Origin of the sequence: Micromonospora sp. NBC_00860 (assembly GCF_045207375.1) — a bacterium.
GTDB classification, from domain to species: Bacteria; Actinomycetota; Actinomycetes; order Mycobacteriales; family Micromonosporaceae; genus Micromonospora; species Micromonospora vinacea.
Window position 1 is genome coordinate 2,288,781 of sequence record NZ_CP108825.1, and the last position, 14,470, is coordinate 2,303,250.

Here is a 14,470-nt window from a genome sequence, read left to right on the forward strand (position 1 = left end):
CGGGCGGCGTTCGTGATCCCCGTCCCGAGGAGGGTCAGTGGAGTCGATGGCCCGCCAGCGCGCCGCCGCTGAGGACGACGACCAGCAGGGCGAGCCGCAGGCCGGCACGATGCTGCCGGAGCTGGAGGAGCGCGAGTGGTTGCACCACGCGCAGGAGTTCGCCCACACCAGCTTCTGGGCGGTGGCCCGACGGCTGCCCCGGCTGGTCCGCGAGGCGGTCGGGCTGGCCTGGGCCACCAACCGTCGGGACACGGTTGCCTCCATCGGCCTGAACGTCGCCGCCGGGGTGATGACCACGTTCGGCCTGCTCGCCACGACCAGCGTGCTGCGCGAGCTGTTCGCCGCCGGCCCCACCCCGGATCGGGTACGCGCGGCGCTGCCGGCGCTGGTCGTGGCGGCGGCGGCGGTGTCGGCACGCGGCGGCCTGGCGATCGCGGCCGGTTGGGCACAGGCCCGACTGACCCCACAGATCAACTATCAGGTGGAGCTGCGGCTGTTCGAGGCCACCACAGCGGTGGAACTGGCCGCGTTCGACGACGCCGGCTTCGCCGAGGAGATGGACCGGGCCCGCGACCGGGGGATGGCGGAGGCCGCGTACATCGTCGACCACACGGTCAACCTGGTCACCGGCGTGGTCGGCATGCTCGCCACCGCCGTCGCGGTGACAGTCATCCAACCGTTGCTGCTGCCCTGCCTGCTACTCGCCGCGATTCCCCAGGCGATCACCGCGGTACGGATGGCCCGCCGCGAATACCTGGCGATGCTGGCCCGGATCACCAGGCAGCGTCGGATGTGGATGCTGGCCCACCTGATGGCCAACCGGCACACCGCCGCCGAGGTGCGCGCGTACCAGATGCGCGACTTCCTGCTGACCGAGTACCGCGGCGTCATGGCCATCGAGACCCGCGCCCAGCTGCGGCTGGTGCGGGCCCAGACCGGCACGCGGGTGGTCGGCGCGACGGTGGCGGGCCTGGCCACCTTCGGCGTGTACGCGGTCCTCGGCGGTCTCCTGCTGGGCGGGATGGTCGCCCTCGCCGCCGCGGCGACTGCCCTGCTCGCCCTGCAGTCCGCGCGGACCAGCCTCGGCGTGGCGGTCATCGCCACCAACTCGCTCTACGAGGACGCCCTCTATTACCAGGACTACCGGGACTTCCTGGCCCGCGCCCACGCCCGGGTGCCAGTCGGCGGCGACCGGGTGGCCGACACGGTCCGCCTGATCGAGGCGGACGAGGTGAGCCTGAGCTACCCGGACACCGACGCCCCGGCGGTGGACCGGGTCAGCCTGACCATCCGGCGCGGAGAGGTGATCGCACTCGTCGGTGAGAACGGCTCCGGAAAGACCACCCTGGCCAAGCTGATCGCCGGGCTGTACCGGCCCACCGGTGGGGTGATCCGCTGGGACGGCGTCGACGCCGTCGAGCTGGACCCACACGCCCTGGGCAGTCAGGTGGCGGTGATGACCCAGGAGTACTGGAAGTTCCCGTTCACCGCTGGGCAGAACATCCGCGTCGGACGGCACGACCGTCCGCCGGGGCGCTCCGGCCCCACGATTCAGGAAGCGGCCGGCGCGGCCGCCGCCCACGACATGATCATTGGTTTGCCGCACAGCTACGACACCCTGCTGGACCGCGAATTCAAGGACGGCCACGAATTGTCCGGCGGGCAGTGGCAGCGGTTGGTCGCCGCCCGGGGCCTCTACCGCGACGCCGCCCTGCTGATCTGTGACGAACCCTCGGCCGCCCTGGACGCCCGCGCCGAACACGCCCTGTTCCAACACCTGCGCCGCCACCCCGACCGGGCGGTCGTCCTGATCACCCACCGGCTGGCCAACGTCCGGCACGCGGACCGGATCCTCGTGATGGAGCGGGGCCGCCTCGTCCAGCAGGGCAGTCACGACGAGCTGATGGCGGCCGGCGGCCTCTACCGGGAGCTGTTCGAACTCCAGGCCAGCGGCTACCTGACCGGCGCCGACGACGCCCTACCCCACTGACCCCCGGGAGTGCCCGCCACGCGTCTCAGGAAGTGTCGACATTCTTGGCATTGGCCTGCATGGGCGGGCAAGCACCTGTCGAATGTGCGCTGTAGCGTGCGGTGCCATGACGTTGACGCTCCGGCCCGCCGTGCCGGTCGTCGCTGATCCTCCAGCCGGGAAGGCGGGCACAACCAGAAGCAGACGCCGCCGTCGTCGATTCGCCGTGCCCCATGCTCGTCCCCAACGGATGCCCTCTGGGACGCGTCGTTTGCGGCTCCGGGTCGCTGCGGTGCTGGCTACCGCACTGTGTGCTGCCTACCTGTGGTCCGCTACCGGCCAACGCCTCGATCACGGCAACTCATGGTGGCACGGGTCGGACGCCGAGTCTCGCACCGAAGGGCCGACTGAGGTGCGATTCGCCTTCAGTCCGGGGCGGCAGGCCACCTTCGGCGCGTCCATCCGCAACCCGGGGCCATGGCCGGTGACGATCACCGGCATCAATGAGGCTCCTGCTGATCAGCAGGTCTTCACGATCGCGCGGCTGGCGGTGAACCATGCCGAGAAAGCCACTGCCGTCGTGTTCGACCCGGCTGCGGCGGCCCCGTTCCGCTCGATCAGGGTAGCGGCGGGCATGGAGCTGCCTCTCTTCATCACGATCACGATGCCGGACGTGGAGATGGCGTCCGGGTCAGGGCTCTTCTTCGAAGATCTCGTGGTCGACTACGAGGTGCTCGGCCTGCCTCGTCACCAGCGGGTGCCGATGGGCTTCCGCTTGATGGTCCACTCCGCAAACGGCTATGTGCCGCGCTGACCGCATACGCAGGGCGCGGCGAGTCCGGTCCCGTCGATCATGGAGTTGTGGTGCCCAGTTTGGCATCGGGCGGGTGCTTTGTCACCCACCACAACTCCATGATCGACAGGGCGGTGCGGGTTGACGAACAGTTGATCCGTCTGACGCAGCCGGTTGTCCTTTTTGCACCGTTGGCGCGTGGGGTTAGGCGGGGTGGCCGGGGGTGAGGAAGTCGGCGAGTACCCGGGTGTGGGTGGAGAAGGCCAACTCGACCGGGTCGGTGAGCACCAGCCACTCGGTCGCCTCCTCGGTCGGCGCCGACGGTGGCAGGTCCTCGGCCGCCCGCTCGGGCAGCACTCCGAAGACCATCATCGTCCCGCCCGCGGGTGCGCCGTGCACCGCGAACAGGCGGGCGTCCTCGGCCGCCGCGATCAGGCCGGTCTCCTCCCGCAGCTCACGGACGAGCGCGTCGGACCACTCCTCGCCGTACTCGATGAAGCCGCCGGGCAGCGCGAGCAGGCCGCGGGCCGGCTCGATGTCCCGGCGGACCACCACCACACCCAGGCCCTCGGCCGTGCGGACCGGCAGCACCGCGACCGCCACCGGCAGCGGGTTGCGCCAGATGGTTTCGCCGCAGACCGCGCAGATCCGCGGCCATCCGGCGGCCGCCGGGTAGGCGGCGCCGCAGTAGGAGCAGTGCGAGTACGGCGTGCCGGTCATGCCGCAGCACGTTACTCCGACGCTCACTCAGACCGCCGCGCCGCCGCCCCTGCGCTGGGCCGTTGCCCGGGGCCCGCTGCGCCGTCGGCCCGCTGCGCCGTCGGGCGCTCAGGCTGCCGGGGCGCCGGTGTAGAAGGCGGTGGTGCGTTCGGCGGCGGCCTTCGCCTCGTCGGCGTCGGTGCCGGCGGCGATGCTCGCCTCGCACCACAGCTGGCTGCTCAGCTCCATGGCCCGCCGGCCCTCGTCGGAGGCGGTCCACTCGGCGCCCTGCTCCGGGGTGATCCCGCTGCCGTCGCCGGCCAGGTGGGAGGCGAGGCCGAGCAGCCCGAGGTCCCAGCCGACACCGACCGCGCCCGGCCCGAACTGGGCCCACCGGTCCTGGTCGACGTGGGCGATGTGGTCCAGGTCGAAGCGGGTCCGCTCGTCGTCGATCGGGGTGAGGCGCACCTCGATCCAGCTCACCTCGCCGCCCATCTCCCAGGTGGCGGTGAAGCGGTGCGGCGGCTCGCAGCTCTCGACGGTGCCGCCGGCGTTGCCCTGGAGCTGGTACGTGCCGCCCAGCCGCAGGTCGCCGGAGATCGGCAGGAACCAGCGCGGGATGCGCTCGGCGCTGGTGCAGGCGTCCCACAGATCCTCGACCGTCGCCTGGTAGGTCTGGCTGATCGTGGTGACCCGCGCCTCGCCGGCCTCCAGGGTGCGGCTGCCGACCTTCCGCTGCACGGCGTTGATCTGCTCGGTGGCGTCGAACATCAGGTGTTCCTCTCGTCGGGTGGGTCGGCGGGCCCGCGCAGCCGACGCTCGCGTCGGCCCCGGGCCAGCTCGGTGGCGAGTGCCGCCAGGGGTGGGGTCCAGAACCGGCGGAAGTGCTCCAGCCAGCCGTCGACCTCGCGCAGTGGGCGTGGGTCGACCGCGTAGAGCCGCCGGGTGCCCTCCGGCCGCACGGTGGCGAAGCCGTTGTCGCGCAGCACCTTGAGGTGCTGGGACACGGCGGGCTGGGAGATGCCGAACTCCTCGCGGATGACGGTGCTGACCGCACCGGCGGTCTGCTCGCCACCGGCGAGCAGTTCCAGGATGCGGCGCCGGACCGGATCGCCCAGCACGTCGAAGGCGTGCACGCGACAGTTGTATCACCCTCGGCTTATTTAAGCCAAGTTTGATACTCCGATGAGCTTGTCCAGCCGGATCGGCAGCTCCCGGATCCGTACACCGGTCGCGTGGTGCACCGCGTTGGCGACCGCCGCGGCGGCGCCGACGATGCCGATCTCGCCGAGGCCCTTCACTCCGGCCGGGTTCAGCTCGTCGTCGCGCTCGTCCAGCCAGTACGCCTCGATGGACTCCACGTCCGCGCAGCCGGTGATGTGGTACGTGGCCAGGTCGTGGTTGACCCAGTCGCCGTACCGCTCGTCGAGCAGCCCCTCCTCGTGCAGCGCCATCGACAGCCCCATCGTCATCCCGCCGATGAGTTGGCTGCGCGCCGTCGTCGGGTTCACCACCCGCCCGGCCGCGAACACGCCGAGCATCCGGTTCAGTCGTACCTCGCCGGTGTCCGCGTCGACCCGTACCTCGACGAAGTGCGCCCCGTACGCGTACCGGGGCAGCGCGGGCTGCCCGCCCACCTCCTCGGTGGTGTCCGCCTCGGCGGTCACCTCGCCGGTCGGCGGCCCGCCGTCGCGCAGTTTCTCGCGCAGCGCCTGCGCGGCGCGTATCACCGCCCAGCTCCAGCTGGCGGTCCCCATCGAGCCGCCGGCCAGCGCCGCCGCCGGCAGCGCGCTGTCCCCGATCCGGATCTCCACCCGCTCCGGCGGCACCCCGAGGGCGTCGGCGGCCACCTGCCAGATCGCCGTCCGGGCGCCGGTGCCGATGTCGGTGGCGTTGATCTGGACCAGGAAACTCCCGTCGGGTCGGGCGGTGGCCGTCGCCGTGGACGGCCGGGCCCGGGCCGGGTAGCTCGAACCGGCCACCCCCGTCCCGATCAGCCAGCGTCCGTCGCGCCGGGACCGGGGCGACGGATCACGGCCGGCCCAGCCGAATCGCTGTGCGCCCTCGCGCAGGCAGGCCACCAGGTTGCGGCTGGTGAACGGGCGCCCCTGGTCGGGGTCGACAGCGGTGTCGTTGCGGATGCGCAGCTCCACCGGGTCGATGCCGACGGCGATGGCCAGCTCGTCCACAGCGGACTCCAGCGCGTACGCGCCGGGGCACTCGCCGGGGGCGCGCATCCAGAACGGCGTGGGTACGTCGAGGCGGACCAGCCGGTGTGTGGTGCGGCGGTGCGGTGCGGCGTACATGCTGCGGGTGTAGACGGCGGTCTGCTCGGCGAACTCCCGGATGGTCGAGGTCTGGCTGATCGCGTCGTGGCAGATGGCGGTGAGCCGGCCGTCGGTGTCGGCGGCGAGGCGGACCCGCTGGATGGTGGGGGTGCGGTAGCCGACCGGCCCGAACAGTTGCTGGCGGGTCAGGGCCAGTTTGACCGGGCGGTCGACGTGCCGCGCGGCGAGCGCGGCCAGCACCACCGAGGCCTTGGCGTACCCCTTGCTGCCGAAGCCGCCCCCGACGTGCTCGGCGACGACCCGGATCGACTCCGGCGGCAGCTCGAACAGCTCGGCGAGGGTGGCGCGCACCGGCGTCGCACCCTGGGTGGAGTCGTGCACCAGGAGCCGTCCGTCGTGCCACTGCGCGGTGGTGGCGTGCGGCTCCATCGGGTTGTTGTGGTAGGCCGGCGTCCGGTAGGTGACGTCCACCCGCACCGGGGCGGCCGCGTACCCGGCGTCGAAGTCGCCCTCGGCGGTGTCCGTCGGATAGCTGGGGTTGACCTGGTCCGGCTTGTACAGGCCGGGGTGGTCGTCGGTGAGCACCGTGCTGTGCGGGCCGGTGTCGTAGTCGATCCGGACCAGGCGGGCTCCCTCCCGGGCCGCCTCCAGGCTGGTGGCCACCACCACCGCGACGTACTGCCCCCGGTAGTGCACCGCCGGCTCCTGCAACAGCCGCAGCTCCGGCTGCGGGCCGGGCGCCATCCGGGGCGCGTTGCCGTGGTGCACCACCGCCAGCACACCGGGCGACGCCAGCGCGTCCGTCGTGTCGATCCGGGTGATCCGGCCCCGCACCACCGCTGCCGGGACCGCCCAGCCGTAGGTGACCCCGTCCACCGGGTACTCCACCGCGTACCGGGCCGTGCCGGTGACCTTCGCCGGGCCCTCCAGCCGCGGGTACGCCCGTCCGACCGCCCCGGTGGTCACGACGACGCCAGTTCGGTGAGCGCCCGCACGGTGATGGCCCGGGTCAGTGGCAGCTTGAAGCCGTTGTGCCGTAGCGGGCGCGCCTCGGCCAGCTCCGCGTCGGCGGCCCGGGCCGCCACCTCGGGGCTGAACGGACGACCCCGCAGCTCCTCCTCGGCCCGGTACGCCCGCCACGGCCGGTGCGCCACCGCCCCGTAGGCCAGCCGCACGTCGCGGACCACGTCCCCGTCGAGGTCCAGCACCGCGGCCACCGAGCCGGCGGCGAAGGCGAACGAGGCCCGGTCGCGCACCTTGAGGTACGTCGAGCGGCGCGCGGCCGGTAACGGCGGTAGCCGGACGGCGGTGATCAGCGTGCCCCGGGCCAGTGTGGTCTCCCGTTCCGGGTGGGCGCCGGGGGAGCGGTAGAGCTCGGCGATCGGGATGTCGCGGGGGCCGTCGGTCTCGTGCACCTCCACCACCGTGTCCAGGGCGGCCAGCGCGACGGCCAGGTCGGACGGGTGGGTGGCCACGCACTGCTCGGACCAGTCCAGCACCGCCAGGTCGCGGTTCTGGCCGTGCAGGGCGGCGCAGCCGCTGCCCGGCTCCCGTTTGTTGCACGCCTTGCTGGTGTCCTGGAAGTAGACGCAGCGGGTGCGCTGCAACAGGTTGCCGCCGGTGGTGGCCATGTTGCGCAGCTGTCCGGAGGCGGCGGCGAGCAGGGCCCGGGCCAGCACCGGGTAGTCGCGGCGCACCACCGGGTGTGCCGCGAGGTCGCTGTTGCGGACTGTCGCGCCGATCCGCAGGCCGCCGTCGGGCACCTCCTCGACGGCGTCGAGCGGAAGCCGGGTCACGTCCACCAGCACGTCGGGGCGCTGCACCCCGAGCTTCATGAGGTCGACCAGGTTGGTTCCGCCGCCCAGGTAGGCGGCCTGCGGTTCGGCCGTCAGCACGGCGACCGCCTCGGCCACGTCGGCGGGCCGGTGGTAGCGGAACGCCCTCACGAGGACGCCGTCTCGCGCACGGCCGCGACGATGTGTGGGTACGCGGCGCAGCGGCACAGGTTGCCGGCCATCCGCTCGCGGATCTCCGCGTCGGTCAGCTCGGCGGGCGTGTTCAGGTCGCCGGTGACCGCGCTGGGCCAACCCCGGGAGACCTCGTCGAGCATGCCGCGGGCGGAGCAGAGCTGCCCGGGGGTGCAGTAGCCGCACTGGAACGCGTCGTGCGCGACGAAGGCGGCCTGCAACGGGGACAGCCCGTCCGGCCCGGCCAGCCCTTCGACGGTCACCACCGACCGGCCGTCCACGGTGACAGTGAAGACCAGGCAGCTCTTCACCCGGCGGCCGTCCAGCAGCACAGTGCAGGAACCGCACTGGCCGTGGTCGCAGCCCTTCTTCGCCCCGGTCAGGTCGAGGTGCTCGCGCAGTGTGTCGAGCAGTGTGGTGCGGTTGTCCAGGGTCACCTCGCGGGACGCGCCGTTGACCTCGACCGTCACCCGGGACGAGTGGCGCTCGTCGGTCGCCGTCGCGTTCTCCGGTCCGCCCTGCACCGGCCCAGACTAGCTTTGTCGGTATATCTCAGGGCGAATAACGCAAAGGCCCTCGTACGGGAGGGGACGACGATGACCGCCGGACTGCTGCTGGCCGCCGGCGCCGGGCGGCGCTACGGCCGACCGAAGGCGCTTGTCGAGCTGGACGGCGAGCCGCTGGTGCGGCGCGCGATCCGGCTGCTCGGCGACGGCGGCTGTACGCCAGTGCACGTGGTGCTCGGCGCGGGCGCCGACGAGGTGCCCGACCTGCCCGGCGCGGTGCCGGTCCGCCACGACCGCTGGCCCGACGGGCTGGGCTCGTCGCTGCTGCGGGGCCTGGCCTCGCTGCCGGCCGACGTACCGGCCGTCGTCGTGGTCCTCGTCGACCAGCCACTGCTCAGCCCGGTGGCGGTGCGCCGGGTGCGCGCGGCGTACGCCGACGGCGCTGTCGTCGCGGTCGCCACCTACGCCGGTCGCCCCGGGCACCCGATCCTGCTGGATCGACGGACCTGGCCGCTGCTGGGCGGGTACGCCGTCGGCGACCGGGGCGCCCGTGGCCTGCTGCGCGACCGGCCGGACCTGGTGGTCGAGGTGCCCTGCGACGAGGTCGGGTCCCCGGTCGACGTGGACACCCCCGCCGACCTGCTTCGGCTGTGCCCTGTCAGCGACGGGTCAGCCAGCGGGGCAGACCCTCGCTGGTGACCGCGTGATAGGTGATCATGACGATGACGCCGATCAGGCCCAGCAACGGGCTGACGAACCAACCGAGCAGACCGCTGAGGCCGTACAGGATCAGGCCGGTGACCGGTCGCAGCCGCTGCATGCGCACGTACTCGGGGCTGACCCGGCGCTCCAGCAGCGCCGGGTGGCGGTGCAGGTAGCCGAAGAACACCAGCCAGGGGGCCGACATCAGGGCCGCGGCCAGCGCGTACAGGGCGACGGCCGCGCGTTGGTCGTCGGTGTCGCCGTGGGTGAACGCCGACGCCAGCACCGCTGTGGGGAAGGGGATGATCACCGCGCCGAAGAGCACGCCGAGGTTGATCCAGCTCAACGTGAGCGTGGTGCCACGGATCAGCCGCAGCAGCGCGTGGTGGTTGAGCCAGAGCACCCCGATGTAGACGAAGGACACCACGAAGGCCAGGTAGGAGGCGCCCTCGTCGAGCAGACCGTTGAGCAGCTCGCCCTCGTGGTATTCGGGCACCCGCAGCTCGATGACCAGGAGCGTGATGACGATGGCGAAGACGCCGTCGCTGAAGGCCGTCATCCGGTCGGTGGCGGACACCCGCCCCTTGGGATCGGGCTGCTCTACCTCGTCGCGTGCTGCGGACATTGCCGCAGGCTAGCCACTCGGCAACGCGGTCGGTGGCGGTTTCGTCCGATTGGGACGGGAACGGCCGCCCGGGGTCGACACCCCGGGCGGCCGCTCGCGCCGCCCCCGTTCAGGCCACCGGCGTCGCGGTGCCGGTGGTGCGGGCGAGCCGCTGGTGGGCGCGGATCAACTCGGCGTAGCGCAGACCGCTCGCCTTCACCGTCCGGCGCTGGGTGGTGTAGTCGACGTGCACCAGCCCGAAGCGCTTGTCGTAGCCGTACGCCCACTCGAAGTTGTCCAGCAGCGACCAGACGAAGTAGCCGTCCAGGGGAACCCCTCGGGCCACCGCCGAGGCGCACGCGGCCAGGTGCTGCTCCAGGTGGTCGGTGCGCTCCTTGTCCTCCACGGTGCCGTCGGCGGTGACCTCGTCCGGCCACGCCGAGCCGCTCTCGGTGACGATGATCCGGCCCGGCCGGTACTCCTCGTGCACGTCGACGAGGAGCCGCTCCAGGCCCGCCGGGTACATCTCCCAGCCCATCGCCGTCTCCACCGAGCCGGGCACCGGCACCTGCCGGGCGTACGGGGCCGCGCCGGTCGGGTCGTCGACCACCAGCTGGCGGAAGTAGTAGTTCACCCCGAGGAAGTCCGTCGGCGTGGCGATCACCGTGAGGTCGTCGCCGCGGACCGGCGGCTCGACCCCGTAGGTGGCGATCATGTCGGCGGGGTAGCCGCGCCCGTGGATCGGGTCCAGCCACCACCTGTTGACGTGCCCGTCGGCCCGGCGGGCCGCCGCGACGTCCTCGGGTCGGTCGGTTGCCGCCTCGATCGGGCTGAGGTTGAGCACCAGGCCCACCGAGGCCGGCCGGGTGGCGTTGGCGCGGATCGCCTGGGTGGCCAGGCCGTGCCCGAGCAGCACGTGGTGCGAGGCGTGCACCGCCCGGGTGAGGTCCCGCTCGCCGGGGGCCATGTTGCCCTCCAGGTGCCCGATCCAGCACACGCAGAGCGGCTCGTTGACGGTGCACCAGTCGGCGACCCGGTCACCGAGGCGGGCGGCCACCACCGCCGCGTAGTCGGCGAACGCCTCGGCGGTGGCGCGCTCCGGCCAACCACCCCGGTCCTGGAGAACCTGCGGCAGATCCCAGTGGTAGAGCGTGACGAACGGCCGGATCCCGTCGGTGAGCAACGTGTCGACGAGCCGGTCGTAGAAGTCCAGCCCGGCGGCGTTGACCCGCCCGACGCCGTCGGGCATGACCCGCGGCCAGGCCACCGAGAACCGGTACGCGTCCACGCCGAGTCGGCGCAGCAGCGCCAGGTCCTCCGGCCACCGGTGGTAGTGGTCGCACGCCACCGCGCCGGTGTCGCCGTTGTCGACAGTGCCGGGGGTCGCCGAGAAGGTGTCCCAGATGGACGGCGCCCGGCCGTCGACGTCGACGGCCCCCTCGATCTGGTATGCCGCCGTGGCGACACCCCAGAGGAAGTCGGGTGGCAGCTTGGACAGGTCGGGCACGGGACGGTTCTCCTCTGGGGTTGGATGACTCACTTGACCGCGCCGGCGGTGAGGCCGGCGACGAAGTAGCGCTGCAGCGCCAGGAACCCGACGACCACCGGGATGCTGACCACCAGGGAGGCGGCCATGATCTGGTTCCAGTAGACGTTGAACTGGGTGGAGTAGCCCTGCAGGCCGACGGCCAGGGTGCGGCTGCCCTCGTCGGTCATCACCGACGCGAAGAGCACCTCACCCCACGCCGTCATGAACGCGTACACGGTGACCGCGACGACGCCGGGCACGGCGGCCGGCAGGATGACCTGGAACAGGGTGCGCAGCGGACCGGCGCCGTCGACCTGCGCCGCCTCGTCCAGACCCCGGGGGATCGAGTCGAAGTAGCCGACCAGCATCCAGATCGAGAACGGCAGCGAGAAGGTCAGGTACGTGATGACCAGGCCGGTACGGCTGGCGTACAGCTCGATGCCGGTGGCGTTGCCCAGGTTGACGTAGATGAGGAACAGCGGCAGCAGGAACAGGATGCCGGGGAACATCTGCGTGGACAGCACCGTCACCGAGAAGACACCGCGACCGCGGAACCGGTACCGGCTCACTGCGAACGCGGCGAAGATGGCCACCGCCACCGAGCAGACCGCCGCGATGCTGGACACCACAAGGCTGTTCACCAGGTACCGGGCCAGCGGCACGGTGCTCCACATGTCGATGAACGGTTGCAGGGTGGGCCGGCTGGGCCACCAGGTGAAGCCGTTCTGCACGTCCTGCAACGGCTTCGCCGCAGAGGTGACCATCACGTAGAGCGGGATGACGACGAAGAGGGTGAGCAGGGTCAGCACGATGCGCCGGCCCCAGCGCTCACCGGCGGTCTCACGCATGGTCGTCCCTCCGACGGTTGGTGATCAGCAGGTAGGCGGCCGAGACGACGAGCAGGAACAGCAGCAGCGCCACCGACATCGCCGACCCGGAGCCGAAGTCCCAGGTCTTGAAGGAGCTGCGGTAGATGTGGATGGAGATCAGGTCGGCCTGCTCCGGCGCGGAGCCGCCGAACAGCACGAACGGGGTGTTGAAGTCGTTGAACGTCCACAGGAACAGCACCAGCAGCAGCACCAGGTTGACCGGTCGCAGCATCGGCAGGGTGACCGACCGCAGACGGCGCCAGAACCCGGCGCCGTCGATCGCTGCGGCCTCGTACAGCTCGCCGGGCACGTTCTGCAACCCGGCCATCAGGCACAGGAACGCGAACGGCCAGTTGCGCCAGACCGACACGACCAGCAGCGACCAGAAGCTGTTGTCGCCGATCAGCCAGAACGGCCGTTCGTCCATCAGCCCGAGCTGGTCCACGAGCACGTGGTTGACCAGCCCGGTGTCGCGTTGCAGCAGGAAGCTCCAGGTGATCACGGCGGCGTAGACCGGCAGCGCGTACGGGGTGAGGAACAGCGCCCGCAGGATCGCCCGTCCACGGAACGGCCGTTGCAGGACGACCGCCGCCGAGATGCCCAGCAGCCAGGCGAACCCGACCGAGAGCAGGCTGTAGGCCAGGGTGATCCAGAACGAGTGCAGCAGTTCCTTGCCGGCGGCGCTGTTCAGGTCGAGCGTCGCCCGGTAGTTCTCCAGCCCGATGAAGGGCGCTGTGGACCAGTCGCGGATGTGGAACTGGGTCAGCTCCAGCAGGCTCATCCAGACCCCGACCACCATCGGGATCACGTGGATGGCGAGTTCCAGCACGACGGCCGGTGCGAGCAGCAGGTACGGCAGGAGCGAGCGGCGGGGGCCGCGGGGCCGGCGGGCCGGCCCCCGGGCCGGCGACCCGGCCCGGGGTTCGCGCCGGTCGGCGTCCGGCGCGGTGGTGCTGGTTGCCATCGGGGTCCTCTCGGAGGCGGTGGCCGTGGCCGGGCTCAGCGCCCGACCACGGCCACCGGTGACGCCTGGGTCAGCGCATCTTCTGCTGCGCGTCGGTCAGCTTGGCCTTCACCGACTCCTCGGTTACCGGCTTGCCGCTGGCCGCGTCGGCGAACAACTCCTTCATCGCGGTGCCGACCAGGGTCTCGAAGGTGCTCTCATCGGGCACCTGCGGCAGCGGGGCCGCGGTGGTGACGAGGGTCTCCTGGATGGTCTTCTGCTCGGTGGCGCTGAACGCCGGGTCGGAGGCCGCGGTCTTCACCGCCGGCAGCGACCCGTACGTCTTGTTGAGGATCGTCTGCTCCTCGTCGCTGGTCATGAACTTGACGAAGCTCAGCGCGCCGTCCTTGTTCTTGGTGTGCTTGAAGACCGCCATGTTGATCCCGGCGACCATGCTGTTGACCTTCTTGCCGCCGGCCGGCGGGCTGGCCAGGAACGGCACCGGGGCCACCCCGTACGCGTCGGCGGGCATGTTCTGCGTCTTCAGGTTCGACCCGGCGGACTGCCAGAGCAGCATGGCGGCCTTGCCGTTGGCGAAGTCGGAGACCGACTGGTTCTGCGCGTACTCGGCGTTGCTCGGGTTGGTGATCTTGTCGGCGGCCATGAAGTCGATGTACCGCTTGATCGCCGAGACGTTCTGCCGGGTGTCGAAGGTCGGCTTGCCGGCCGAGTCGAACCACTCGCCGCCGTACTGCTGGCTGAAGGTGAAGGCGTGGTGGGCGTTCTCCGACGGGTTGGCCCCCTCGATCGCCAGGCCCCACTTGCCGCCGGTGCTCAGCTTCTTGCCGTACTCGGCGAGCTGCTCCCAGGTGGTGGGCGGCGCGGTGATGCCGGCGTCGGCGAACGACTTCTTGTTGTAGTACAGGCTGTACGCCATGCTGTAGAGCGGCACGGCGGCCGGCGGCTTGCCGGGGGCGCCGGCGGCGGCGAGCGCGGCGGGCACGATCCGGTCCTTGCCACCGACGGCCTGCAGGGCGGCGTCGTCGAACTCGACCAGCGCGCCGGTTGCCTGCAACGACGCCGACCAGGTGTTGCCGATGTTGACCACGTCCGGGCCCTTGCCGGAGGCGGCGGCGGCCAGCAGGCGGTTGAGGAGGTCCGACCAGGGGACCACCTCGACGGTGACCTTGATCCCGGTCTGCTTCTCGAACTTGTCCAGCTCGGGCTGGAGGATGGTCTTGTCGGCCTCCAGGCTGGCGCCCTGGTTGCTGGCCCAGTAGGTGAGCGTCTTGGGCGATGCGGCGGAGTCGTCGCCGGAGCCACCGCAGGCGGTCAGCGAGGCGGCCGCCAGTACGGCGGCGGTGAATATCCCGAGGTGTCGTCTCGACACGGGTCAGCCCTTCCGGTGCGTGGTGGGGGTCCACCGACCTTCGTCGCCGATAGGGGTTGGGCGACGGTGGCCGGCTGCGGACAGGGTTCGGGGGTGTGCCGTCGGGGTCCGTCGGCGTTTCCCGGGAGTTACATCACGGCTTAAATTATGTCGTCATTAAAGTTGCTGGCCGGTGGGTCGTCAAGCACGAGGCGGTTACAGTCGCCTCGAAC

General features: G+C 71.5%; 14 protein-coding genes. 3 read left to right on the forward strand and 11 right to left on the reverse strand.

The features are described 5' to 3' along the window. The first annotated feature begins 46 nt into the window (after positions 1–46). Together OH804_RS10325 and OH804_RS10330 are read left to right on the forward strand one after the other, a co-directional pair. Positions 47–1,990: an ABC transporter ATP-binding protein gene (locus OH804_RS10325; RefSeq protein ID WP_406066500.1), complete on the forward strand. Its 1,944-nt coding sequence runs from the start codon at positions 47–49 to the stop codon at positions 1,988–1,990. Positions 1,991–2,381: 391 nt separating this feature from the next. After that, positions 2,382–2,783, forward strand: coding sequence for a hypothetical protein (locus tag OH804_RS10330; RefSeq protein WP_406064621.1), 402 nt, complete (start codon positions 2,382–2,384; stop codon positions 2,781–2,783). Positions 2,784–2,966: 183 nt separating this feature from the next. Here OH804_RS10330 and OH804_RS10335 read toward each other — a convergent pair whose 3' ends face one another. From OH804_RS10335 to OH804_RS10360, 6 genes are all read right to left on the reverse strand, one after another. Beyond that, positions 2,967–3,482 (reverse strand): NUDIX domain-containing protein, encoded by a 516-nt coding sequence (locus OH804_RS10335; RefSeq protein WP_406064623.1) that lies wholly within the window; start codon positions 3,480–3,482, stop codon positions 2,967–2,969. Between the two features lie 108 nt (positions 3,483–3,590). Beyond that, positions 3,591–4,232, reverse strand: coding sequence for an SRPBCC family protein (locus tag OH804_RS10340; RefSeq protein ID WP_196923317.1), 642 nt, complete (start codon positions 4,230–4,232; stop codon positions 3,591–3,593). Then, positions 4,232–4,597 carry a helix-turn-helix transcriptional regulator gene (locus OH804_RS10345; RefSeq protein ID WP_196923316.1) on the reverse strand — a complete coding sequence of 122 codons (366 nt, stop codon included), beginning with the start codon at positions 4,595–4,597 and terminating at the stop codon, positions 4,232–4,234. The genes OH804_RS10340 and OH804_RS10345 overlap by 1 nt, the downstream gene beginning before the upstream one ends. Positions 4,598–4,624: 27 nt before the next feature. Continuing rightward, positions 4,625–6,715, reverse strand: coding sequence for a xanthine dehydrogenase family protein molybdopterin-binding subunit (locus OH804_RS10350; RefSeq protein WP_406064625.1), 2,091 nt, complete (start codon positions 6,713–6,715; stop codon positions 4,625–4,627). Then, positions 6,712–7,695, reverse strand: a complete 984-nt coding sequence (locus OH804_RS10355; protein ID WP_406064627.1) for an FAD binding domain-containing protein — start codon at positions 7,693–7,695, stop codon at positions 6,712–6,714. The genes OH804_RS10350 and OH804_RS10355 overlap by 4 nt, the downstream gene beginning before the upstream one ends. Then, a complete protein-coding gene (locus OH804_RS10360; protein ID WP_406066502.1) occupies positions 7,692–8,186 on the reverse strand; it encodes a 2Fe-2S iron-sulfur cluster-binding protein in 495 nt (164 codons plus the stop codon). Before OH804_RS10360 ends, OH804_RS10355 begins: the two co-directional genes overlap by 4 nt. Before the next feature lie 126 nt (positions 8,187–8,312). On the opposite strand from OH804_RS10360, the gene OH804_RS10365 reads away from it, so the two are divergent. Next, positions 8,313–8,921 (forward strand): NTP transferase domain-containing protein, encoded by a 609-nt coding sequence (locus OH804_RS10365; protein WP_406064629.1) that lies wholly within the window; start codon positions 8,313–8,315, stop codon positions 8,919–8,921. On the opposite strand, the gene OH804_RS10370 is transcribed toward OH804_RS10365, so the two are convergent. The 5 genes from OH804_RS10370 to OH804_RS10390 form a co-directional block, all read right to left on the reverse strand. After that, complete coding sequence (locus OH804_RS10370) at positions 8,881–9,549, reverse strand: TMEM175 family protein (RefSeq protein ID WP_196923313.1); 669 nt, start codon at positions 9,547–9,549, stop codon at positions 8,881–8,883. The two genes, OH804_RS10365 and OH804_RS10370, sit on opposite strands and share 41 nt — an antisense overlap. 109 nt (positions 9,550–9,658) lie before the next feature. Continuing rightward, complete coding sequence (locus OH804_RS10375; protein WP_196923312.1) at positions 9,659–11,035, reverse strand: GH1 family beta-glucosidase; 1,377 nt, start codon at positions 11,033–11,035, stop codon at positions 9,659–9,661. Positions 11,036–11,064: 29 nt separating this feature from the next. After that, a complete protein-coding gene (locus OH804_RS10380; RefSeq protein ID WP_091398610.1) occupies positions 11,065–11,904 on the reverse strand; it encodes a carbohydrate ABC transporter permease in 840 nt (279 codons plus the stop codon). Then, on the reverse strand, positions 11,897–12,889 hold the full coding sequence (locus OH804_RS10385; RefSeq protein WP_406064632.1) for a carbohydrate ABC transporter permease: 993 nt from the start codon (positions 12,887–12,889) through the stop codon (positions 11,897–11,899). Before OH804_RS10385 ends, OH804_RS10380 begins: the two co-directional genes overlap by 8 nt. A 70-nt stretch (positions 12,890–12,959) precedes the next feature. Then, positions 12,960–14,258, reverse strand: coding sequence for an extracellular solute-binding protein (locus OH804_RS10390; RefSeq protein WP_406064634.1), 1,299 nt, complete (start codon positions 14,256–14,258; stop codon positions 12,960–12,962). Between the last annotated feature and the right edge of the window lie 212 nt (positions 14,259–14,470).